26 protein-coding genes are annotated in these 23,086 nt (G+C 50.4%); 8 read left to right on the top strand and 18 right to left on the bottom strand.

Annotated elements, in window-relative coordinates; all coding sequences use genetic code 11:
* The 9 genes from ABD035_RS05220 to fkpA all read right to left on the bottom strand — a co-directional run.
* The coding region (locus tag ABD035_RS05220) for a GTP-binding protein (RefSeq protein WP_343868279.1) at positions 1-167 on the bottom strand (167 nt) is incomplete at its 3' end.
* 67 nt (positions 168-234) lie between these two features.
* Positions 235-2,349 (bottom strand): elongation factor G, encoded by a 2,115-nt coding sequence (gene fusA, locus ABD035_RS05215; protein ID WP_343868277.1) that lies wholly within the window; start codon positions 2,347-2,349, stop codon positions 235-237.
* A 93-nt stretch (positions 2,350-2,442) separates the two neighbouring features.
* A complete protein-coding gene (rpsG, locus tag ABD035_RS05210; RefSeq protein ID WP_025901459.1) occupies positions 2,443-2,913 on the bottom strand; it encodes a 30S ribosomal protein S7 in 471 nt (156 codons plus the stop codon).
* 96 nt (positions 2,914-3,009) lie between these two features.
* A complete protein-coding gene (gene rpsL, locus ABD035_RS05205; RefSeq protein WP_003852912.1) occupies positions 3,010-3,384 on the bottom strand; it encodes a 30S ribosomal protein S12 in 375 nt (124 codons plus the stop codon).
* A gap of 124 nt (positions 3,385-3,508) precedes the next feature.
* Positions 3,509-3,796 (bottom strand): sulfurtransferase complex subunit TusB, encoded by a 288-nt coding sequence (tusB, locus tag ABD035_RS05200; RefSeq protein ID WP_212713488.1) that lies wholly within the window; start codon positions 3,794-3,796, stop codon positions 3,509-3,511.
* Positions 3,797-3,809: 13 nt separating this feature from the next.
* A complete protein-coding gene (gene tusC, locus ABD035_RS05195; protein ID WP_212713489.1) occupies positions 3,810-4,169 on the bottom strand; it encodes a sulfurtransferase complex subunit TusC in 360 nt (119 codons plus the stop codon).
* Complete coding sequence (gene tusD / locus ABD035_RS05190; RefSeq protein WP_343868273.1) at positions 4,169-4,555, bottom strand: sulfurtransferase complex subunit TusD; 387 nt, start codon at positions 4,553-4,555, stop codon at positions 4,169-4,171. Before tusD ends, tusC begins: the two co-directional genes overlap by 1 nt.
* On the bottom strand, positions 4,555-5,277 hold the full coding sequence (locus tag ABD035_RS05185; protein ID WP_212713492.1) for a helix-turn-helix transcriptional regulator: 723 nt from the start codon (positions 5,275-5,277) through the stop codon (positions 4,555-4,557). The genes tusD and ABD035_RS05185 overlap by 1 nt, the downstream gene beginning before the upstream one ends.
* Before the next feature lie 166 nt (positions 5,278-5,443).
* On the bottom strand, positions 5,444-6,262 hold the full coding sequence (gene fkpA / locus ABD035_RS05180) for an FKBP-type peptidyl-prolyl cis-trans isomerase (RefSeq protein WP_343868270.1): 819 nt from the start codon (positions 6,260-6,262) through the stop codon (positions 5,444-5,446).
* A gap of 283 nt (positions 6,263-6,545) precedes the next feature.
* Here fkpA and ABD035_RS05175 point away from each other — a divergent pair, with 283 nt between their 5' ends.
* Entirely contained in the window at positions 6,546-6,764 is a 219-nt protein-coding gene (locus tag ABD035_RS05175; RefSeq protein ID WP_212713495.1) for a SlyX family protein, read from the top strand.
* Between the two features lie 48 nt (positions 6,765-6,812).
* Here the strand turns inward: ABD035_RS05175 and slyD are convergent, their stop codons facing one another.
* The 4 genes from slyD to kefG all read right to left on the bottom strand — a co-directional run bounded on the left by slyD (position 6,813) and on the right by kefG (position 10,158).
* Positions 6,813-7,355 carry a peptidylprolyl isomerase gene (gene slyD / locus ABD035_RS05170; protein WP_212713496.1) on the bottom strand — a complete coding sequence of 181 codons (543 nt, stop codon included), beginning with the start codon at positions 7,353-7,355 and terminating at the stop codon, positions 6,813-6,815.
* Positions 7,356-7,544: 189 nt separating this feature from the next.
* Positions 7,545-7,739, bottom strand: coding sequence for a YheV family putative zinc ribbon protein (locus ABD035_RS05165; RefSeq protein WP_343868267.1), 195 nt, complete (start codon positions 7,737-7,739; stop codon positions 7,545-7,547).
* 53 nt (positions 7,740-7,792) lie between these two features.
* Positions 7,793-9,607 (bottom strand): glutathione-regulated potassium-efflux system protein KefB, encoded by a 1,815-nt coding sequence (kefB, locus tag ABD035_RS05160; protein ID WP_212713499.1) that lies wholly within the window; start codon positions 9,605-9,607, stop codon positions 7,793-7,795.
* A complete protein-coding gene (kefG, locus tag ABD035_RS05155; RefSeq protein ID WP_343868265.1) occupies positions 9,607-10,158 on the bottom strand; it encodes a glutathione-regulated potassium-efflux system ancillary protein KefG in 552 nt (183 codons plus the stop codon). Before kefG ends, kefB begins: the two co-directional genes overlap by 1 nt.
* Before the next feature lie 126 nt (positions 10,159-10,284).
* On the opposite strand from kefG, the gene ABD035_RS05150 reads away from it, so the two are divergent.
* On the top strand, positions 10,285-12,192 hold the full coding sequence (locus ABD035_RS05150) for an ABC transporter ATP-binding protein (protein ID WP_343868264.1): 1,908 nt from the start codon (positions 10,285-10,287) through the stop codon (positions 12,190-12,192).
* A gap of 292 nt (positions 12,193-12,484) precedes the next feature.
* Here ABD035_RS05150 and ABD035_RS05145 read toward each other — a convergent pair whose 3' ends face one another.
* Positions 12,485-13,093 (bottom strand): LysE family translocator, encoded by a 609-nt coding sequence (locus tag ABD035_RS05145; protein WP_212713503.1) that lies wholly within the window; start codon positions 13,091-13,093, stop codon positions 12,485-12,487.
* Between the two features lie 58 nt (positions 13,094-13,151).
* On the opposite strand from ABD035_RS05145, the gene ABD035_RS05140 reads away from it, so the two are divergent.
* The 3 genes from ABD035_RS05140 (at position 13,152) to ABD035_RS05130 (ending at position 15,348) form a co-directional block, all read left to right on the top strand.
* Positions 13,152-14,174, top strand: a complete 1,023-nt coding sequence (locus ABD035_RS05140) for a hydrolase (protein ID WP_343868261.1) — start codon at positions 13,152-13,154, stop codon at positions 14,172-14,174.
* Positions 14,171-14,395, top strand: a complete 225-nt coding sequence (locus ABD035_RS05135) for a YheU family protein (protein ID WP_025901473.1) — start codon at positions 14,171-14,173, stop codon at positions 14,393-14,395. Before ABD035_RS05140 ends, ABD035_RS05135 begins: the two co-directional genes overlap by 4 nt.
* 83 nt (positions 14,396-14,478) lie before the next feature.
* Entirely contained in the window at positions 14,479-15,348 is an 870-nt protein-coding gene (locus ABD035_RS05130; protein WP_212713505.1) for a phosphoribulokinase, read from the top strand.
* A 36-nt stretch (positions 15,349-15,384) separates the two neighbouring features.
* Here ABD035_RS05130 and ABD035_RS05125 read toward each other — a convergent pair whose 3' ends face one another.
* A complete protein-coding gene (locus ABD035_RS05125) occupies positions 15,385-15,789 on the bottom strand; it encodes an OsmC family protein (RefSeq protein ID WP_212713506.1) in 405 nt (134 codons plus the stop codon).
* A 301-nt stretch (positions 15,790-16,090) separates the two neighbouring features.
* Between ABD035_RS05125 and crp the strand changes: the two genes are divergently transcribed.
* Both crp and ABD035_RS05115 read left to right on the top strand, forming a co-directional pair.
* Positions 16,091-16,723 carry a cAMP-activated global transcriptional regulator CRP gene (gene crp, locus ABD035_RS05120; protein ID WP_038016546.1) on the top strand — a complete coding sequence of 211 codons (633 nt, stop codon included), beginning with the start codon at positions 16,091-16,093 and terminating at the stop codon, positions 16,721-16,723.
* 68 nt (positions 16,724-16,791) lie between these two features.
* Positions 16,792-18,879 carry a YccS/YhfK family putative transporter gene (locus tag ABD035_RS05115; RefSeq protein ID WP_343868256.1) on the top strand — a complete coding sequence of 696 codons (2,088 nt, stop codon included), beginning with the start codon at positions 16,792-16,794 and terminating at the stop codon, positions 18,877-18,879.
* A 43-nt stretch (positions 18,880-18,922) separates the two neighbouring features.
* Here the strand turns inward: ABD035_RS05115 and argD are convergent, their stop codons facing one another.
* From argD to ppiA, 3 genes are all read right to left on the bottom strand, one after another.
* Positions 18,923-20,140, bottom strand: coding sequence for a bifunctional acetylornithine/succinyldiaminopimelate transaminase (gene argD, locus ABD035_RS05110; protein WP_212713508.1), 1,218 nt, complete (start codon positions 20,138-20,140; stop codon positions 18,923-18,925).
* An 82-nt stretch (positions 20,141-20,222) separates the two neighbouring features.
* Positions 20,223-20,804, bottom strand: coding sequence for an anthranilate synthase component II (locus ABD035_RS05105; protein WP_212713509.1), 582 nt, complete (start codon positions 20,802-20,804; stop codon positions 20,223-20,225).
* 143 nt (positions 20,805-20,947) lie between these two features.
* A complete protein-coding gene (gene ppiA, locus ABD035_RS05100; RefSeq protein WP_212713510.1) occupies positions 20,948-21,511 on the bottom strand; it encodes a peptidylprolyl isomerase A in 564 nt (187 codons plus the stop codon).
* A gap of 259 nt (positions 21,512-21,770) precedes the next feature.
* Here ppiA and tsgA point away from each other — a divergent pair, with 259 nt between their 5' ends.
* Positions 21,771-22,952: an MFS transporter TsgA gene (tsgA, locus tag ABD035_RS05095; protein ID WP_212713511.1), complete on the top strand. Its 1,182-nt coding sequence runs from the start codon at positions 21,771-21,773 to the stop codon at positions 22,950-22,952.
* The last annotated feature ends 134 nt before the right edge of the window (positions 22,953-23,086 follow it).

Genomic DNA, 23,086 nt, shown 5'->3' with positions numbered 1-23,086 from the left:
TCTTCAGGCGCGTTATCGATCTGCGCGAAGTCACGTGCAGCACCGCCGTAGTGTTTAGCCAGTACGGTAGTGATTGCTGCAGTCAGAGTGGTTTTACCGTGGTCAACGTGGCCGATAGTACCGACGTTAACGTGTGGTTTGTTACGTTGAAATTGCTCTTTCGCCATGGCGATATTCCTTACGTTATGCCTTCATCATCTGATGAAGGCATCTGTTCAAAATTAAACCGTGGTATTACTTACCACGAGCTTCAATAACGGCCTGCGCAACGTTGTTTGGCGCATCGTCATACTTCAGGAACTCCATGGAGTAAGAAGCACGACCTTTGGTCAGTGAACGCAGCTGAGTTGCATATCCGAACATTTCAGACAGCGGAACTTCTGCGTGAATCTCAACGCCAGTTGCGTTAGATTCCTGCCCTTTAAGCATACCACGACGTCTGCTCAGGTCACCGATGACATCACCGGTGTTTTCTTCCGGAGTTTCTACTTCAACCTTCATGATTGGCTCAAGCAGAACCGGAGTTGCTTTCTTGAAGCCATCTTTAAAGGCGATAGAAGCCGCCAGTTTAAACGCCAGCTCAGAGGAGTCAACGTCATGGTAAGAACCAAAGTGCAGACGAACACCCAGATCAACTACCGGGTAACCCGCCAGTGGACCTGATTTCAGCTGCTCCTGGATACCTTTATCAACCGCAGGGATGTATTCCGTAGGGATGACACCACCTTTGATGTCGTTGATAAATTCGTAACCATCCGGGTTCTTACCTGGCTCCAGTGGGTACATGTCGATAACAACATGACCGTACTGACCACGACCACCAGACTGCTTGGCGTGTTTACCTTCGATATCGGTGACTTTAGCGCGGATAGCTTCACGGTAAGCAACCTGTGGTTTACCCACGTTCGCTTCGACGTTAAATTCACGCTTCATACGGTCAACGATGATATCCAGGTGCAACTCACCCATACCAGCGATGATAGTCTGGTTAGATTCTTCATCAGTCCATACACGGAAAGATGGATCTTCTTTAGCCAGACGACCCAGAGCCAGACCCATTTTTTCCTGGTCAGCTTTGGTTTTTGGTTCAACGGCGATAGAGATTACCGGCTCAGGGAATTCCATACGCTCCAGAATGATTGGCGCGCTTGGATCACACAGGGTATCACCAGTAATCACATCTTTCAGACCGATAGCTGCGGCGATATCGCCCGCACGGACTTCGCTGATTTCTTCACGCTTGTTAGCGTGCATCTGAACGATACGGCCGAAACGCTCACGTGCAGATTTCACTGAGTTCAGTACGGTGTCACCGGAGTTAACAATACCGGAATAGACACGGAAGAACGTCAGGTTACCAACGAACGGGTCGTTAGCAATTTTAAATGCCAGTGCTGAGAACGGTTCGTTATCATCAGCGTGACGCTCTGCAGGAGTATCTTTACCGTCATCCAGCATACCTTTGATCGCAGGTACGTCAGTCGGAGATGGCAGGTACTCGATAACTGCATCCAGCATCGCCTGAACACCTTTGTTCTTAAATGCAGAACCACAGGTAACCAGGATGATTTCGTTGTTCAGAACGCGCTGACGCAGAGCTTGTTTGATCTCTTCTTCAGTCAGTTCTTCACCGCCGAGGTATTTCTCCATCAGCTCTTCAGAAGCTTCTGCAGCGGCTTCAACCAGGTTCTGGTGCCACTCGTCAGCCAGATCGACCAGATCAGCAGGGATTTCTTCGTATTGGAAGGTTACACCCGCGTCTGCTTCGTTCCAGTTGATGGCTTTCATTTTCACCAGGTCAACAACACCGGTGAAGCCTTCTTCTGCACCGATTGCCAGCTGCAATGGAACAGGGTTAGCACCCAGACGGCTTTTGATCTGGCCAACAACTTTCAGGAAGTTCGCACCCATACGGTCCATTTTGTTAACGAACGCGATACGTGGAACTTTATATTTGTTCGCCTGACGCCATACAGTCTCAGACTGAGGCTGAACGCCGCCGACCGCGCAGTAAACCATGACTGCACCATCCAGAACACGCATTGAACGCTCTACTTCGATAGTAAAGTCAACGTGTCCCGGGGTATCAATGATATTGACGCGGTGTGGTTCAAATTGTTTTGCCATACCAGACCAGAAAGCGGTGGTAGCAGCGGAGGTGATAGTAATACCACGTTCCTGCTCCTGAGCCATCCAGTCCATGGTTGCAGCACCATCATGAACTTCACCGATTTTATGGTTTACACCGGTGTAGAACAGAATACGTTCGGTAGTTGTGGTTTTACCGGCGTCGATGTGTGCACTGATACCAATGTTACGGTAGCGGGCAATGGGTGTTGTACGAGCCATTTGATTCCTCTGATTCTCGGACGTTCATTGTAAGTAAACCACGGCGGGTTTGCTTCAGAAGCGTCCGCCGGGTTAACAACTACACCGTGGTGATTACCAGCGGTAGTGAGCGAACGCCTTGTTGGCTTCAGCCATACGGTGAACGTCTTCACGTTTCTTAACTGCAGTACCTTTGTTTTCTGCAGCATCAGAAAGTTCGTTCGCCAGGCGTAAAGCCATAGATTTATCACCGCGTTTACGAGCAGCTTCTACGATCCAACGCATTGCCAGGGCATTACGACGAACCGGACGGACTTCAACCGGAACCTGATAAGTAGAACCACCGACACGGCGGGATTTAACTTCTACTGTAGGACGCACGTTTTCGAGAGCTACATCGAATGCTTCCAGTTCAGATTTACCGGAGCGCTGAGCCAGGGTCTCAAGCGCAGTATAAACGATAGATTCTGCAGTAGATTTTTTACCGTCTACCATCAGAATGTTTACAAATTTGGCCAGTAATTCAGATCCGAACTTAGGATCTGGCAGGATTTTACGTTGACCAATAACACGACGACGTGGCATGGAAATTCTCCGTTGATAATTCAGGATTGTCCAAAACTCTACGAGTTTATTCTGACATTTATATTAAAACGTTTGGCCTTACTTAACGGAGTTCCATTAAGCCTTTGGCTTCTTCACACCGTACTTAGAACGCGCTTGCTTACGGTCTTTAACACCTGAACAGTCAAGTGCACCGCGAACAGTGTGGTAACGCACACCTGGCAAGTCTTTAACACGACCGCCACGGATCAGGATCACGGAGTGTTCCTGCAGGTTATGACCTTCACCACCGATGTACGAAGTCACTTCGAAACCGTTGGTCAGGCGAACACGACATACTTTACGCAGTGCGGAGTTCGGTTTTTTAGGAGTGGTAGTATATACACGAGTACAAACACCACGTTTCTGCGGGCAGGCTTCCAGCGCAGGCACGTTGCTTTTTGCAACTTTGCGTACGCGTGGTTTGCGAACCAGCTGGTTAACTGTTGCCATTAAATAGCTCCTGGATTTAGCTTTTGCTTCGTAAACACGTAATAAATCGCCTCGTATTTCTACGAGGACGCAGAATTTTAGGGCCACGCCTAAAAGGTGTCAAGAAATAACCAATACTTCTGTGCTACCAGGCGAGCTGTTGTGGGTGACGAATCGTTAATTCAACGAACCCATTATAGCCTACCTTGTGCATATTGGGTGAAATTTGTTCAGCCAGGCCGCGGGCCTGAAGGTCATCTTCCAGCACATAAATTGTTGCGGGGGATGCCAGCAGCATTTCCGCGAAAGGATTACCTTTAAGGGCTGCCAGTACGCCATCCTGTAACAGTAAGACGTCATCATCCGCGCCCAGCAATGAGATACGGCCCGTAACATCACTCTGCCAGGGTGAATGCATTAATGTATGTAACATGGGTAGTTTTATCTTAGAAGGTGACGATTCTGTCGTAATTATTCAGACAATGCCTTAACGCCATTGGTTCCAGGATTTCCGCATTCAGTATCCATGCCGTCTCCTCCGGGATCCCCCGACGGGTCAGCGACGCCTTGCATAAATAACATTGCTCAATGTCATAAAGTGATAATACACCGAACGTTGCCGCATAATGTCGTGACAAAATTTTATCAGGCTGCTGGCCCGGCAGTAACTGGAGGACACCGTCTCCCAGAAAAAACACTCCGCACTGATCATTCAGAGCAGCGGTGGCCAGCAACGCATCCAGCCCTTCCCGCCCTGCACTGCTACCATGCGGAGCCGAGGTGAAAATAAACGCGACACGATTCATCAGAACTCTACCAGACGATCACAGGTTAATGCAGCTTCAGCAAAGGCGCCAAGGCCTGCCAGTACAAATCCTTGTTGCAGGTTTGCGACGGGTAACTGTAACCGGGCCGCCTCTGCGGAATCAATGACCCCACGCCGTAACGCCGCGGCCACGCAGATATGCAAGCCGGTACCGTGCTGTTCATGCAGCTTTTGCCATTCCCGTACAATATCCACTTCGTCACTGGCGGGTGCCGTCAGCTGGTTGGCATTGAGAACGCCTTCACGGTAGAAGAACACCGTGTCCAGTTGCTGGCCGGCAGCAAGGAGTGCACGGGCAAACAGCAGTGCACTGGTCGATTGCTGCGTCCCGTAAGGTGCGCCGGTCACCAGCAATGCATAGCGCATCAGCGATCGCCTCCCTGAAATTCACCGTTTTTAAACTGCCGGATATAGAGATATACCGTATGTTTGGAGATATCCAGCCGATCGGCGACCTGATTAATCGCATCTTTAATATCGAAAATGCCTTTTTCATAGAGGTTCAGCACGATCTGTCTGTTCTTTGCATTATTCGCGACATTCCGGTCGTTAGTGACCTCTTCTATCGTGAATTCCAATGTCTGAGCCACCAGGTCATCCACTGAACTGGCAAAATTCACGCTCGAATCTACCTGATGCAGTTCCGGAGGCATAAACGTCGACATAATCTGAGAGAACGGGACATCCAGATTCATGTTAATACATAATAAGCCGATAACCCGCTGCTCACGATTGCGAATGGCAATCGTCACCGATTTCATGAGTACCCCGCTCTTGGCGCGGGTAAAGTAGGCGCGGGAGACATTACTGTCTTCTCCCTGCAGGTCATGTAACATCCGCAGGGCCAAATCAGTGATAGGTGAGCCGACCTGTCTGCCGGTATGCTCGCCATTGGCGATACGTATTGCTGAGCACGTCAGGTTATCCAGAGAATGCAGCACAATTTCACAATGCGACCCAATCAGCATCGCCAGACCGTCTACGACCGACTCGTAAGATTTCAGGATCTCGTAGTCTGACGGTTCAAAAGACGGTTGCTCCGGAATTTCATAAACAGAGGCATCGCCAGGATTAAAAGGATTAGACATCACAGATATTACCCTACATAGCAGGAGCCTGTCATAAGCACTGCCGGGCAGACTCAAATAGTAAAAACATCAGAGGGATCAGTCTGGCAAATGTCGATGACATAAACCAGCGTTTTTATTCTGCGCGGGGGGAAGACACCGCCGCAGAGCGCGGCGGTGTAAAGTATTACTGGGCTGCTTTGGTCTGGCTGTCAGCTGTCGGTGCTTTAGCCGCATCGTCAGTTTTAGGTGCCGGTTTAACATCCAGTAATTCGACCTGGAATACCAGGGTTGAATTTGGCGGGATACCCGGAACACCGTTCTGGCCGTAAGCTAAGTCTGGCGGGATCACCAGCTCAATTTTACCGCCTTTCTTCACGTGCTTCAGACCTTCGGTCCAGCCAGGGATCACACCGTCAAGACGGAAAGTCAGAGGCTCGCCACGCTTGTAGGAGTTGTCAAACTCAGTCCCGTTGACCAGAGTCCCTTTGTAGTTGACGACAACCGTATCGCTGTCAACCGGCACCGGGCCAGTCCCTTCTTTCTCTACTTTGTAAAGCAGGCCGCTGGCCGTTTTCTTCACGCCGCTTTCTTTCGCGAATTTCGCCGCGAATGCATCACCTTTTTCTGCATTCTCTTTCGCGTCTTTTTCCATTTTAGCCTGAGCTGCCGCTTTTACATTCCCTTCAAACGTTTTCAGGGTTTGTTCAATTTCAGCATCAGATAATTTGCTCTTACCTGCAAATGCATCCTGCACACCGGCAATCAGGAGTTTTTTGTCAAGCTTGATACCAAGCTTCTCTTGTTCCTTCAGAGAGTTGTCCATGTAACGACCCAGAGAGGCCCCCAGAGCGTAGGCCGATTGCTGTGACTGATCTTTAAATGCAGCATTGGTCGGTGCCTGCTCTGTGGTCGTTGTTGCTGATGTTGCAGCCATAACTGCAGGTGCATTCAGCGCAACAGCCAGGGTGGTCGCTAACAATGAGACTTTAAACAATGATTTCATCCATATCTCCCAACCGAAGTCCAGGACCCCGGTGATTGTTGTGTTTTAATTGCTCACACTATAACGGTATATGACAGTGTTAACACTGCCACCACAATGATTCTCTGTTAACCTCCGACCTTTTTTGCATCAGGAAGTTTCAAAGATTATTGGGGTATGAGAGTAAATTTCAAGTTTACAACGTGGGTGGCCTGCAAAATTCAGGTAATTTCCCTCCACCGGGACTCGAATAAAATGCCGGGATCGCGCATCATGGCGCGCAAAGAGACAGCGAGGAAAACTAATGCAGATAACCGAATGGGAAAAACATCTGGAAGCGCTTGAAAGCAAAATTGCTTTTCAGGAACTGACTATCGAGGAGCTGAACCAGACTGTGGTCCGGCATGAACTCGAGATGGCAAGATTACGTGAACAATTCCGTCTGTTAGCTGACAAGCTTAAGACAGCAGCACCGTCATTGGTTGCCCCGCAATCTGAAGAGATACCGCCCCCGCATTATTAATGCGGTCAACAAAAAGCCGCTCGTCAGCGGCTTTTTGTTCAGGACAGATTAGTGGTGGCAGCCGCAACCGCCAGTTCCGCAACCTTCCTGACCGTGATCATGGTCGTGGCCATGCTCATGACCATTCTCGCCGTGCACATGGCCGTGGGCCAGTTCTTCAGCGGTCGCTTCACGGATAGCAATGACTTCAACATTGAAGCTCAGGTTCTGGCCTGCCAGCATATGGTTGCCATCAACCACAACATAATCATCACCGACTTCGGTGATTTCAACCGGTACCGGGCCCTGATCGGTTTCAGCCAGGAAACGCATACCTACCTGCAGTTCATCAACACCGACAAAAACGTCTTTCGGTACACGCTGAACCAGGTTGTCATCATACTGACCGTACGCATCGTTGGCCGGGATGTTAACGTCAAACTTATCACCTGCTTCATGGTTTTCCAGTGCCTTTTCCAGACCAGAAATCAGGGAACCATGACCGTGCAGGTAATCCAGCGGTGCATTTGCAGGGGATTCATCAACTAATACCCCATCTTCTGTACGTACCTGATAAGCAAGGCTGACAACCAGGTCTTTTGCTACTTTCATGATATCTCCTAACCGTTGAGAGCTATATTCCCGTCTCATTGGTCTATTTTTGCCTGCAATAACACCAACCAGAAAGGTCCTGACCGGGAAAAACATAAACTGATTTCCTCTCCGGTCTTAGTGGTGGCAATTGTAACGAAATTCAATCCCTCTGTAAGTTACAGAGGGAAAAAAAACCTGATGCCCGCGCTATTCGGGCGTGAATACCCCGATAATTTTACCGGCCCATGCATGTGTATCCGCTAACCGCTTATCCGCTTCACGCATCTGGTGACCACACTTTACGCATTCCACCACATCCACATTGTTTTCACGCCACATCGCCAGCGTGTCGGTTTTCTGACAGTGCGGGCAAACGGCGCCGGCAATAAATCGTTTCGCCATCCTGTACTCCTGTCGGTTGAAAGCCCTTCGACAGCACTCTCACCTCGGTCGTCTTATTCAAACTCATCCCAGCCATCCAGCTGTTGCTTTTCCTGCTGCATTTCGCGGTTGAAAATATCCTCCAGCTCGCGACGAGCTTCCCGTACCCGTGAGATTTGTCCGCTATCATCATGATTTGGCATCAGTTCACGTAGCATCCGCATATCGAGACGACGGAAATGAAGCTGCGCACGCATTGCCTGATGGGGATGCATACCCACAGAAACCAGTGTTTTCCGTCCAAGCTCCAGCGCACTGGAGAAGGTTTCGCGGCTGAACTGCGTCACCCCGGCCTGCAAAAGTTCGTGAGCTTCCACACGGCCGCGGGCGCGTGCAAGAATTTTCAGGTGCGGGAAATGGTGCTGGCACAACTGAACAATCGCCATCGCATCTTCCGGATCATTACAGGTGATGACGATAGACTCGGCCCCTTCTGCACCGGCAGCCCGCAATAATTCCAGTTCCGTCGCATCGCCGTAATAGACTTTATAACCATACTTACGCATCAGGCTGACCGCGCTGATATCCCGTTCCAGTACCGTTATCCGGGTATTATTGGCCATCAGCAGACGACCAACGACCTGACCGAAACGACCGAAGCCCACCACGATCACCTGAGGCTGATCATCCTCAACATAATGCTTCTCGCCATGGTCATCTTTCGAGTTATTGAAGCGTCGAATCAGTATCTTATCGATACCCTGCATCAGTAACGGTGTCGTCATCATCGATAACGTCACGGTCACGAGTAACATCGGCAGTTGTTCGCCGGTAAACAGATGCACCGAGGAGGCCGCTGAGAAGAGCACAAACGCAAATTCCCCGCCCTGGCTCAATACTCCCGCAAACTGCAAACGTTCCGAACTGCGTAAACCATACACGCGGGCCAGGATGTACAGGACCAGCGCTTTAACCGCGACCAGTACCAGTACGGCGATAATCACCTCAGTGATGTGGGTGTAGAGCACGCCGAGGTTAAGTGCCATCCCGACCGAGATAAAGAACAGCCCCAACAGCAGTCCCTTAAAGGGGTCGATAGCCACCTCAAGTTCATGCCGGTATTCACTTTCGGCCAGCAGGATACCGGCGATAAAGGTCCCGAGCGCCATCGACAGTCCCAGCGCATCCATAAACAGCGCTGAACCGATCACCAGTAATAATGCCGCCGCGGTAAAAACTTCACGCACTGCCGAACCGGCAATAAAGCGGAAAATCGGACGCAGCAGAAAGCGGCCGCCAATCAGCATGCCCGCGAATGCCAGCACCTTCATGCCTACTTTTATCCAGTCCGTCGCCTGTCCGCCATCACTGCCCCCGGCAAGAAGCGGGACCAGGGCCAGAGCCGGGATCACCGCCAAATCCTGGAACAGCAGGACAGAAAAGCCAAGCTGACCGGACTCACTACGGTTCATGCCTTTATCGCGCATCAGCTGAATAGCCATCGCGGTAGAGGACATCGCCAGCCCGATACCGCCGATGACGGCACTCTGCCAGGAAAAATGTGTCAGCCAGAGCAACCCGCCCAGAATGGCCGCCGAAAAGATGACCTGGGCCGCACCGACCCCAAAAATAGAACGCCGGAGTTGCCAGAGTTTGGCCGGGTTCAGTTCCAGGCCGATGATAAACATCAGAAAAACTACACCCAGTTCCGAAAAATGCAGTATTTCGTCAACATCACTGATAAGCCCGACACCCCAGGGGCCGATAGCAATACCCGCAAGCAGATAGCCCAGTACCGCACCAATACCCAACCGGGCAGCAATAGGCACAGCAATGACCGCTGCCCCAAGATAAATTACACCCGCAGTTAACAGGCCTGGTCCCTGCATTAAATTACCCCCTGTGGTAATGGCTGGGCTAACCAGTCGTTGTAAGCACTGGCATACGTTGTCATCGCCTTGCCCGTCTGGCGTCTGGCGGAATAAATAATCATCGGTGTTAACCAATGCATACGACAGGCCTGTGCCGTCAGTTCAAAGGGCCGCATGATATCGCTCATCGGGTACCGGTTCAGGCCGTGCTGATGATAAGCGGTTTCCGGTTCACCGGTCGTTATCACACTGCGCCAGTACTTGCCGGCTAACGCCTGCTCGCCATTGCCGATCGCAAATCCGCGGGTCAGCACCCGGTCGAACCACTCTTTCAGTAACGCCGGGCAGCTATAAGTATAGAGAGGATGCTGGAAAATGATGATGTCATGTTCCCGCAGCAGTTGCTGCTCGTAATGGATATCGATAAAAAAATCAGGGTAGAACGCATAAAGGTCATGTACGGTTACGTTTTCCTGACGTTGTGCGGTCTTCAGCAGGATCCTGTTAGCGACTGACTCCTGTGATTCAGGATGGGCGTAAAGAAGCAGGATTTTGGGCTGTGTCGACATTGTTCCCCTCCAAATCATCGTCACGGATAACTATTTCAGCTACCATGCAGCACATAACGAAATTTTCTGTTTAATCATTGGTTCACTTTAGCTGATAATTTAACATATTCTGACGAAACGGCGCTTATGATTGTCTTTTCTTCGCTACAAATACGACGCGGCACCCGCGTGCTACTGGACAATGCTTCCGCCACCATCAATCCCGGGCAAAAAGTTGGCCTGGTCGGTAAAAATGGCTGCGGAAAATCCACACTTTTATCCCTTCTGAAAGGGGAAACGTCCAGTGATGCCGGAAATGTCAGTTTTCCTTCGAACTGGGCTCTGGCCTGGGTAAATCAGGAAACTCCGGCCCTGGATCAACCGGCGATCGAGTATGTTATCGACGGTGACCGGGAATTCCGCCATCTGGAATCGCAACTGGCTCAGGCAAATGCAGAAAATGACGGTAACCGCATTGCACTGCTGCATGCTCAGCTTGATACCGTCCAGGCCTGGACAATTCAGGCACGTGCGGCCAGCCTGCTGAATGGTCTGGGATTTACCCAACAGCAATTACAGGCCCCGGTGAAAGATTTCTCGGGAGGCTGGCGTATGCGTCTGAATCTGGCACAGGCGCTGATCTGTCGTTCAGATTTGTTGCTGCTTGACGAACCGACGAACCACCTGGATCTCGATGCCGTGATCTGGCTTGAACGCTGGCTGAAGAGTTATACCGGCACGCTGATACTGATCTCCCACGATCGGGATTTCCTTGATCCGACCGTGAATAAAATTTTGCATATTGAGCAGGAAAACCTGTTCGAATACACCGGTAATTATAGTGACTTTGAACGGCAGCGAGCCACCAAGCTGGCCCAGCAACAGTCGCTCTATCAAAGCCAGCAGGCGAAAGTCGCCCATCTGCAACACTATATCGACCGTTTTCGCGCCAAGGCGACAAAAGCCCGTCAGGCCCAGAGCCGGATAAAAATGCTGGAGCGCATGGAGCTCATTGCCCCGGCACATGTGGATAATCCTTTCAGCTTCAGTTTTCTGCCTCCGGAGAGCCTGCCGAACCCATTGCTGAAAATGGAGAAAGTCACCGCGGGCTATGATGGCCGGGTGATCCTGAATTCGGTAAAACTTAATCTGGTTCCCGGTTCACGCATCGGGTTACTGGGACGCAACGGGGCGGGTAAATCGACGCTGATTAAGTTATTAGCCGGAGAGTTATCTCCTCAGCAGGGCGAAGTTTCTCTGGCGAAAGGCATTAAAGCAGGCTATTTCGCACAGCATCAGCTTGAATACCTGCGAGCAGACGACTCGCCGTTACAGCACCTTCAGCGTCAGGCCTCGCCGCAGGTCACCGAACAGCAGTTACGGGATTATCTGGGCGGCTTCGGGTTTCAGGGAGATAAAGTCACAGAGATGACAAAACGCTTCTCGGGTGGAGAGAAGGCCCGGCTGGTGCTGGCGTTAATTGTCTGGGAACGTCCTAATCTGTTACTGCTGGATGAACCGACCAACCATCTTGACCTGGATATGCGCCAGGCACTGACAGAAGCACTGATCGATTATGAAGGCGCACTGGTGGTCGTTTCGCATGACAGGCACCTCATCCGTGCGACCACTGATGATCTGTATCTGGTCGATGCCGGGAATGTGGATGTGTTCGATGGCGATCTCGAAGACTACCAGCAATGGCTGACGGAACAGCAGAAAATCAGCGTGGTCAAAGAGGCCCCTGCCGTTAGTCAGGGCAATTCCGCCCAGGCCCGTAAAGATCAGAAACGTCGTGACGCCGAACTCCGTGCACTGACGCAACCGGTCAGGAAAAAAATCGAGAAAATCGAAAAGCAAATGGCGTTGTTACAGAATACCCTCAGCGAGAATGAAGCTTTACTCGGTCAGCAGGAACTGTACGATGCGGCCCGTAAAGATGACCTGACCACTGCCCTGAAGGTACAGGCTGAAAGCCAGTCAGCGCTGGACAGCTATGAAATGGAGTGGCTGGAACTTCAGGAGCAGCTGGAACAGATGCAGTCGGCAGACTAAGGCCCATCCCTGCACCTGATTGCTCCCCCCTGACACCGGGAGTCTGTGATCCCGGGTGAGTCAAACATGATAGCACGGACAGCTGCCGGCTACGCATTACGCCAGCCGGTGCTGTTAACTATTCAGCCGGTTCGATGAATAAAGACTTGCCTGTCTGCCGGGAAAACAATAAATTTGTCGCCGGGTTTTCAGGGAATATTCTGCATTATCAGCATACAATCCCCTGATATACTGGCTCAGGCCGTTATCTCCGCTGAGCCATGGCAGGAAAGCCTGCCGGGGCGATGGGTGTCTAAAGCCAGATCAGAATGACACAGGATGCGGTAAGCAGCCCCATAAAGACATTAAAGATTTTCCATGCCTGCGGGCTTTTAAGCCAGCGGCCAATCATCGTCCCAAAGCCCAGCCAAATGATACCGGCCACAAGGTTGACCAGAAACATCGCAAAACTGATGGCCAGTACAGACGAACGATATTCTGCTCCGGCAAGGCTGAAGCTGGCAACGGCGCCTAATGACATCAACCAGGCTTTAGGATTGATCAGCTGCAGCAGACCTCCCTGCCAGAATGGCATGGCTTTCCCGCTGTCCGGAGAAGGGTCTACCTCAAGAACTTCATAGGGGGCGCTGCCGATTTTCCATGAAAGCCAGAGTAAATAGAGACTGCCCGCAATTTTGAGCAATAAGTGCAGCGCCGGATAAATCAGAATAAGGCCGCCGATACCAAAAGCGACCAGCAGCAACATTATTTGCATACCCAGCATGATGCCAAGCATGAGCGGGAGACTGCGAACAAAACCAACGTTGGCACCGGATGCAGTAAGTAACATATTATTAGGGCCAGGTGTTATTGCGGCAACCCATAGGAAGCCAAGTAGTGAAAGAAATAACCCCATTTCCATGCGTGGCACCTTTCCTGTCTCAGGATGAAATTAAACCGTTTAAACTATACAGTGAGTTATGGATCAGACAAGTCCCGACAACATGAATAATTGTCGTACCCCGGATGAGCATTTCACACCGATTGCTCAACTGAAGAACCCTCACCTTCAGACGCTCCTGCCCAGGATCCTGAGACGTATCGTCCGGATCAAACCCTGCTGGCAGAGACTGGAATTACCTGATGGTGATTTTGTCGATCTTGCCTGGAGCGAAGACCCGGAACGTGCACGCCATAAACCTCGTGCCGTGATTTTTCATGGCCTGGAAGGCAGTATTAACAGCCCTTATGCTCATGGCCTGCTCTCTGCGATTAAAAAACAGGGATGGCTGGGGGTTGTCATGCATTTTCGCGGGTGCGGTAAAGCCCCTAATCGTATGACGCAAAGCTATCATTCCGGTGAAATCGGCGATGCCAGCTACTTTCTGCAGTGGTTACAGGATACCTATGGGAAGGTGCCTACGGCCGCCGTCGGATTCTCGCTTGGCGGTAACATGCTGGCCTGTCTGATGGGATCTCAGGGAAGTGATTGCCTGCTGGATGCCGGCGTCATCGTTTCTGCCCCGCTAATGCTTGAACCCTGCAGTTCAAAACTGGAACAAGGCTTCTCACGCTTTTATCAGTTTTACCTGTTGTCACAACTGAAGAAGAGCGCACGGCGGAAAATTAAAGCCTACCCGGAATTACTGTCGGTTTCTCCTGAACGTTTGAAGAAGATCCACCGATTACGTGATTTCGATGACGAGGTGACCTCGAAGATACATGGCTTTGCCGATGCGACCGACTATTACCGCCGGGCCAGTGGCATGCCCCTGCTTTCTGGCGTTGAAAAACCTCTGCTGATTATCCATGCACGGGATGACCCTTTTATGGTGCCGGACGTTATCCCGAATCCGGAGCATCTATCGCCCAGCATTACCTACCAGCTCAGCCAATATGGCGGGCATGTCGGTTTTGTCAGCGGAACATTAACCCGTCCGGTCATGTGGCTGGAGAAACGGATCCCTCAATGGCTCTCGACCTGGCTGGATAAAAAAGCATGATTATTCCGTGGCAACAACTCAACCCTGAGACTCTGAATAACCTGATCGAATCGTTTGTCCTGCGTGAAGGCACCGACTATGGTGAGGAAGAACGAACGCTGGAAGAAAAAACGCAGGATATTCATCGCCAGCTGACAGCCGGTGAAATCGTGGTGGTCTGGTCTGAACTGAACGAATCGGTATCCTTAATGCAGGCCAGTACCTTCAGACAGAACAGATAAATTCTGCTCACCTGAGTGATGACAGACTCCGGCAGACATGCTAACAATGCAGTCAGCCGAACGAGTTCAGGGAGCACCGCCTCATGTCAGCCAGACATCCAATCATTGCCGTCACAGGCTCAAGCGGTGCCGGGACCACCACGACCAGTCTGGCATTCAGAAAAATCTTCCAGCAGCTTAATATCCAGGCCGCCGAAATTGAGGGGGATAGCTTTCACCGTTATAGTCGTCCGGAGATGGATGTGGCCATCCGCAAAGCCAGAGATTCCGGTCGCCATATCAGTTATTTTGGTCCTGAGGCTAACGATTTCGCGATGCTGGAACACACCTTCATTGAGTACGGTACTCAGGGGACCGGTCGCTCCCGTAAGTATCTGCATACTTATGATGAAGCCGTTCCCTGGAAACAGATCCCGGGCACGTTTACGCCCTGGCAACCTTTGCCTGATAATACCGATGTTTTATTTTACGAAGGATTACATGGCGGGATTGTCACGGACCAGCACAATGTGGCAGATAAAGTGGATCTGATGGTCGGTGTCGTCCCGATTGTTAACCTGGAATGGATTCAAAAACTGGTCAGGGATACGCGCGAACGAAGCCACTCCCGTGAAGCGGTCATGGACTCGGTAGTTCGCTCCATGGATGACTATATTAACTACATCACGCCGCAATTCTCCCGTACCCATATCAACTTTCAACGGGTACCGACGGTCGATACCTCTAACCCTTTTGCCGCCAAAACCATCCCGTCATTAGATGAAAGTTTTGTGGTCATTCATTTCCGGGGGCTGGAAGCCATTAACTTCCCCTACCTGCTGGCGATGATTCAGGGGTCTTTTATTTCGCACATTAATACGCTGGTCGTACCGGGCGGGAAGATGGGACTGGCAATGGAGTTGATCATGACACCGCTGGTGAAGCGATTAATGGAAGAGAAGCAGTTTCAGTAGACAACATTGAGTGCCATGACGGCACTCAAACGCGTATCAGAGGCTTACCACCTCAAAGCTATGCGTAATCTCCGCACCTTTACCCAGCATCAGTGCCACTGAGCAGTATTTATCGGCAGATAACGTGACAGCTCGCTCAACCACCGCATCAGTCAGATTGCGACCCGTGACGACAAAATGCAGATTAATATGCGTAAATAAACGGGGTGCTTCTTCACGACGTTCAGAGGTCAGTTTGACTTCACAGTCCACCACATCCTGACGCCCCTTTTGCAGGATAGATACCACATCGATTGCGCTGCAACCGCCGGTAGCCATCAGCACCATTTCCATCGGACTCGGCGCTTTATCACCTGAATTGCCATCCATCAGAACCTGATGTCCGGAAGCCGATTCTCCGATAAAGCTGAGTCCCTCAACCCATTTTACGCGTGCCTGCATTATGCTTACTCTCAACTCTGAAAAAACAGGCTTCAGATTACTCCTTCAGAGTACAAACAGCAATCTGCTGTCATTCGTTAAAGTCTGAACATACAACAGGAGACAGTTGCGCCAGTGTGTGCTACAAACAAAGGGTGAGACATTTTTTTATCAGATTACAACTATGGTGAAACGGTAGAAAAATCCAGAACAAAATCTGCTTTTCTGCGGTAATTGCCAATAAAAATACCCTATGACTTCCTTGCCTGGCAGGAGCTTACCCCTGTATTTATGGCACGATTACAACAGAGGATAAAAGAGAATGGTTCTCGGTAAACCACAAACAGACCCTACACTCGAATGGTTCCTGTCCCATTGTCATATTCATAAGTATCCTTCCAAAAGTACCCTTATCCACCAGGGTGAGAAAGCCGAAACCCTGTACTATATTGTGAAAGGCTCCGTGGCTGTTTTAATTAAGGATGAAGAAGGAAAAGAGATGATCCTTTCTTATCTTAACCAGGGAGATTTCATTGGTGAACTGGGGCTTTTTGAAGAAGGTCAGGAACGCAGCGCCTGGGTGCGTGCCAAAGTGGCATGTGAGGTTGCGGAAATTTCCTATAAAAAATTCCGACAACTCATTCAGGTGAACCCGGAAATTCTGATGCGTTTATCTTCACAGATGGCACGCCGGTTACAGGTAACTTCCGAAAAAGTCGGTAACCTGGCGTTTCTTGACGTGACAGGCCGTATTGCCCAGACGTTACTGAATTTAGCCCGCCAGCCAGACGCGATGACGCATCCGGACGGAATGCAGATTAAAATTACCCGTCAGGAAATCGGACAAATTGTCGGCTGCTCACGGGAGACGGTTGGGCGAATTCTTAAAATGCTGGAAGATCAGAATCTTATTTCTGCTCACGGTAAGACGATTGTCGTCTACGGAACCCGTTAACCTGCCATCTACACGGTAGCATCCCGCTACCGTGTCCTGTTTTACTTTTTATCAGCGATTGTATTCCGATGTGGCGCCGACTGATTTATCATCCCGAAGTTAACTATGCCCTGCGCCAGACACTGGTCGTTTTTCTGCCGGTTTTGATCGGTGGACTTACCGGTAACCTGCAGAAAGGATTACTGTTTTCCCTTATCCCTGCCTGCTGCAATATCGCCGGACTGGATACCCCTCACCGTCGTTTCTTTGAACGGATCCTCCTCGGGGGAACACTGTTTGCTGTGAGCAGTTTTCTGCTGCAGTGGCTGTTAATACGGCATGTACCGCTCCCCTTTATCGTTTTCACCCTGCCGTTACTGATTGGGGTATGCGGAGAGATCAGTCCCCTGTATGGCCGGTTATTACCCGGTGCGCTAATCGCCATGACGTTCACACTTAGCCTGATAGGGCGAATGCCTTTATGGGGACCACCGTTACTGTATGGCGGCGGTACACTGTGGTACGGACTGTTTAACTGGTTCTGGTTCAGATTATCGAAGGATCAGCCGCTACGTGAAACATTAAGTCTGCTATATCGGGCGCTGGCGAGCTATTGCGAAGATAAATATCATCTGCTAACCACAGCAGAACCGGAAGATACGGAAAAGGCACTGCCTGCGTTGTTAAACCGGCAGCAAAAAATTGTCGATTTGATCACTACCGCGTATCAGCAGATCCATATGTTGTCTGCCGAAAAAAACAGCCGCGAGAAATATCTGATCCGTTCCTTTATTATGGCCGAAGATTTACAGGAACATATTTCCGTCACACTGGGTGAAACCGACGATGTTCGCGCCTTAATCATAAAAAGTGGTTCAGCCGCGATCATTAAACAGAATGCCGATGAAATCTGTGCGCAGCTTAGGATCACGGCGGATAATATTCTTTATCATCAAATCCCGGGGCATTTTTCGATGGGAGAATCGCTGGCTGCGCTGCAAAACGTTGCCCGTGAATACCCGGACAATCCGGTGGGAACATTCTTCGGATATCACTTCTCGAAAATTGCAAAAGTACTGCAGTCACGGGCTCCGCTTTACCGCCGTGATCTCATGGCAGACAGTCAACGCCGGCTACCTTTCCTGAGTGCATTACGCAGTTATCTGTCACTGAAGTCGACGGCATTACGCACTGCCGGACGCTTTTCGGTGATGCTGCTGGTGGCCAGTACCCTTGCGCTATCATTAAACATGCCCAAACCTTACTGGGTACTGATGACCATCATTCTGGTCAGCCAGAACAGTTACAACGCTACCCGCGTGAGGATACAGCACCGGGCCTTAGGGACATTTGCCGGACTGATTATTGCTGCACTCTCTTTACAGCTCGCGACCCCGGAACCCGCCATTTTACTGACCATGCTGCTGCTTACTCTGTTCAGCAATTTGTTCTCGCGACAGTACTATGGCTGGGCCACCATCGGTACTACGGTTACCGCCGTGTACAGTCTGCAACTGCTCGCGCTGAACGGTGCGCACTTTCTGGTACCACGCCTGCTGGACACACTGCTCGGTTGCCTGATTTCTTTCGCGGGCATGCTATGGCTGTGGCCTCAGTGGCAGAGTGCGTTGCTGAGGAAAAATGCACAGGATGTCTTGTCCACCTACCAGAAAGCGCTGCAGATCCTTCTCGGCCCCTCCCCCGGGGCAGAAGCCGCCGAAGCTATCCGGATTAAGGCAAACCAGCAACATAATGCACTGTTCAGTTCCCTGAACCAGGCAATGCAGGAGCCAGGCTTTGATACCGAATACCTTAGCGAAATGCATCTCTGGGTGACACACAGTCAGTTTATTGTGGAGCATATTAACGTGCTGACGACTCTGTCACGTGAACATACGATGCTGACACCGGACCTGGCGGAAAGGTATCTGCAATCCTGCGAAGTGGCCTTGCAGCAATGTCAGCAACGGCTCGATTTTCACAGCGAGGGAGATCACAGCAGAAATGTCATGGATGAAGAGGTTAAAATACCTCTGGGCCCGGTCACCATTGTGGAGCGGCAACTGAACCAGATATTAAGTCATCTGAAGGTGATGCGGACGATTTCCGCACTGGTCTGGCGTCAGCGTCCTCATCATGGTCAATGGCTGCTGAGCAGGAAAAACAGCCATAAATAAATCAGGTGACAGCCATATCGCTGTCTCCTGATTATCTGCCGTCTCAGCCAAAAAGCGTCTCTGCAGCCGCCGCGAACCGGGTCATTCCTTCACGAATGTCCTGCTCAGTAATGACCAGTGAAGGTGCAAAACGAATGACACCGTTACCGGCTGTCAGGATCATCACACCTTGCTCTGCTGCTGCGTGCAAAAGATCCCGTGCTTTCGCTTTATACTCATCTTTCAGTTCTGCACCGATCAGTAATCCTTTGCCGCGGATTTCGGTAAATACAGAGAAGCGCTGGTTAATTTTCTCCAGTTCTTCATAAAACCATTGGCGGCGTTGTTCTACTCCCGCAAGGACTTCCGGTGTATTGATGATATCCAGCGCGGTTTCTGCAATCGCACAGGCCAGTGGGTTTCCGCCATAAGTTGTCCCGTGAGTCCCCGGAGTCATTGCAGAAGCAATTTCCTGTGTGGTCAGCATCGCACTGACAGGGAATCCCCCTCCCAGAGCTTTTGCGGTTGTCAGGATATCCGGTTTCACGCCATAGTGTTCATACGCGAAGAGTTTCCCGCTACGTCCCATCCCGCTCTGCACTTCATCCATCACCAGCAAAGCCTGATGCTGATCGCACAGTTCGCGTAATCCCTGCATAAATTCTGGCGTTGCCGGCGTAATGCCTCCTTCACCCTGAATAGGTTCCAGAACGATCGCACAGGTATGATCATCAATCACGGCTTTTACCGCATCGAGGTCATTAAAAGGCACATGGACAATATCGGCCGGTTTAGGACCAAAACCGTCAGAATATTTAGGTTGTCCCCCCACAGTGACCGTGAACAACGTCCGGCCATGAAAGGCATGGTGAAAGGCAATAATTTTAGTTTTGTACGGGCTATGGCGGACGGAGGCATAGTAACGGGCCAGTTTAAAGGCGGCTTCATTCGCTTCAGCCCCTGAGTTAGCAAAGAACACCCGCTCCGCAAAAGTTGCCGAGATAAGCTTGCTGGCTAAACGCAGTGCCGGTTCATTGGTGAACACATTACTGGTATGCCATAATGTTTCGCCCTGCACTTTTAGTGTATTCACCAGTGCCGGATGACAGTGGCCGAGTGCGGTTACCGCAATACCGCCGGAAAAATCGACATACTCTTTATTCTGTTGATCCCAGACCCGGCTACCTTCACCCCTGACCGGAACAAACTTCGCCGGTGCATAAACCGGCAAAATAACCTGATCAAAGGTTTCCCGGGTCACTGCCATTTTCTCTTGTGCCATATTCTTTCCCGCCTGATTGATTCACTGACCGAGTAAATAATAATCCATAAAATATGCATAAAAAATCATTTAAAGGCAATCTTTACCCGGCCTGACTCACAAAATTTTTCAATAATTCCACCCCCTGCTCACTCAGAATACTTTCAGGATGAAACTGTACGCCTTCCACAGGCAGTGTTTTGTGTCTGATACCCATGATTTCGTCAGGCTCACCGTTGATCTCCGTCCAGGCAGTGATTTCCAGACAATCCGGCAATGAGGCTCGCTCGGCGATCAGGGAGTGATATCGTGTTACCGATAACGGATTCTTCAGCTGCCGGAAGACACCGATACCACGATGGATAATCGCTGATGTTTTACCGTGTATCGGCTGGCGCGCACGGACCACCTTACCACCAAAGACGCGGACTATCGCCTGATGTCCCAGACAGACCCCGAGAATAGGAATTTTACCGGCAAAGTGACGAATGGCAGCCATTGAAACCCCGGACTGATCCGGTGTACAGGGGCCGGGAGAAATCACCAGATGTGTCAGGGGTAACTGGCACATCTCTTCAATCGTTATCGCGTCATTACGTACTACCCGGACATCCACTCCGGTCAGGCTAAAATACTGGAATAAATTCCAGGTGAAGGAGTCGTAATTATCGATGAGGAGCAGCATGAAAGTAATCTCTGTCTGACAGTTACCGGGTGAAGGACGGGGTCGGCATAAACACGATGGGCCCCCTCTCTGCAGATGCCGGAAGAGAGGGGAACCGGAATGAAGTCAGTGGAATGATCGTGTATTCCACTGAGCGCATCTGACTACGGTAATACTTTCGCTGAAGTGATCACAATCGGTTTAGCCGGAACATTCTCGTAAGGGCCGTTCGACGAGGTGGCTACCTGAGAAATTTTATCCACAATATCCATCCCCTTCACCACCCGGCCAAAGACCGCATATCCGAAATCGCGCTGACCATGATTCAGGAATGCATTGTCCGCCACATTGATAAAGAACTGACTGGTTGCACTGTCTTTATCTGCAGTACGTGCCATGGCGATGGTCCCACGAACGTTCGGTAATCCATTGTCAGCTTCATTACGGATAGGAGCACCTGCGGTTTTCTGCTGCATGTCTGCAGTGAACCCGCCGCCCTGGATCATGAAGCCCGGGATCACCCGATGAAAAATAGTATTGTTATAAAAGCCACTATTGACGTAGCTGACAAAATTCTTAACGCTCACCGGTGCTTTCTGATCATTAAGATCCAGCTCAATATTACCTGCCGTCGTTGTCAGTAATACATGAGTATCGGCCAGTGCCGACACAGAGACAGAAGAGAGAGCTAACAAAGTGAAAGCTGTCGCCAAAGTACGTTTCAACATAAAAACTCCCTGGTTAGATAGATAGCGCAAAAAATCCGGGTAATTGTAGTGATATAAACGGGTAAGAACCAGACGTTTACCCGGCGATGACTCTGTTAACCGCAGGAAAAGATCACTCTGCACGGATAAACATTTGAAGCACATCACACATTAAATGCAATAAAGGTATGATATTGCATTGATTATTTTTGAAGATCACGGTTCACTCTTCAGCTGTGCCGTTATAACTAGTACTTCTCTTATTATTAGGGTGTCGACAATGACAAAGACCAACAGAATTGGCCTGACCTGGATTAGCTTTTTTTCTTATGCACTGACGGGTGCATTAGTGATCGTGACAGGGATGGTCATGGATGATATTGCCCGGTACTTCAATGTGCCGGTGTCCAGCATGAGTAATACGTTCACGTTTCTTAATACCGGGATTCTGGCCGCTATTTTCCTGAATGCCTGGCTGATGGAAATCATTCCTCTGAAACGCCAGCTGATTTTTGGCTTTATACTGATGCTGCTGGCTATTGCAGGACTGGTCTCCGGGCACAGCATTGCACTATTCTCCGTCTGTATGTTTGTCCTTGGTGTGGTTAGCGGTATTACCATGTCGATTGGTACCTTCCTGATCACTCATCTGTATGAAGGTCGTCAGCGCGGCTCACGCCTGCTGTTCACGGATTCCTTCTTCAGTATGGCAGGAACTCTGTTCCCTATCATCGCGGGTATCATTCTGGCCCGTCACCTGCCCTGGTACTGGGTATATTGCTGTATCGGGCTCCTCTACGTAGTTATCTTCGTGCTCACACTGATGATGGAATTCCCGGTACTGACCAAAAGCAGCCGCCAGGAACAGGCCGGAAAAGAAAAATGGGGAAGCGGCGTGTTTTTGCTGGCACTGGCTGCACTCTGCTACATTCTGGGACAGCTGGGCTTTATTTCCTGGGTACCGGAGTATGCGACTAAAAATATGGGGATGCAGATTTCTGATGCCGGCCAGCTGGTAGGTAATTTCTGGACGGCATATATGGTGGGTATGTGGGTGTTCAGTATCGTACTGCGTTTCTTCGACCTGCAGAAAATCCTGGTTGTGATCACGGCTCTGGCAACGCTGCTGATGTACTGGTTTACTCATGCTCAGGAAGTCCCGATGCTGCACCTGATTATTATGGCCTTAGGCTTTTTCTCAAGTGCCATCTATACCACCATTATTACATTGGGATCGCAGCAGACCAGAGTATCCTCACCGAAGCTGGTTAACTTTATTCTGACCTGCGGTACCATCGGTACAATGCTGACCTTTGTTGTGACCAGCCCTATCGTAGAACACAGCGGACCACATGCTGCGCTGCTGACGGCCAATGGCCTGTATGCGGTCGTGTTTATCCTATGTATCGGCCTGGGATTTGTAACCAGACACCGGCTGCATAGCACGCCTGCAACCCGCTAATCATCACTGCGGAACGCTCCGACGCCGGGACGCCGGCGTTTTCTGACAAAAAAGCCACCTGACGGTTAATGCCGGTCACTTAAGGTGACCGGCATTGTTTTTTAAGGGATATTTTGGCTTTTTGGGCCTGACTT

The sequence above is a fragment of the Tatumella terrea genome (genome assembly GCF_039523755.1).
In the GTDB taxonomy this organism is placed as follows: domain Bacteria; phylum Pseudomonadota; class Gammaproteobacteria; order Enterobacterales; family Enterobacteriaceae; genus Tatumella; species Tatumella terrea.
The sequence above is the reverse complement of the archived record's forward strand: the minus strand, read 5'-3'. Positions and strand labels throughout refer to the sequence as shown.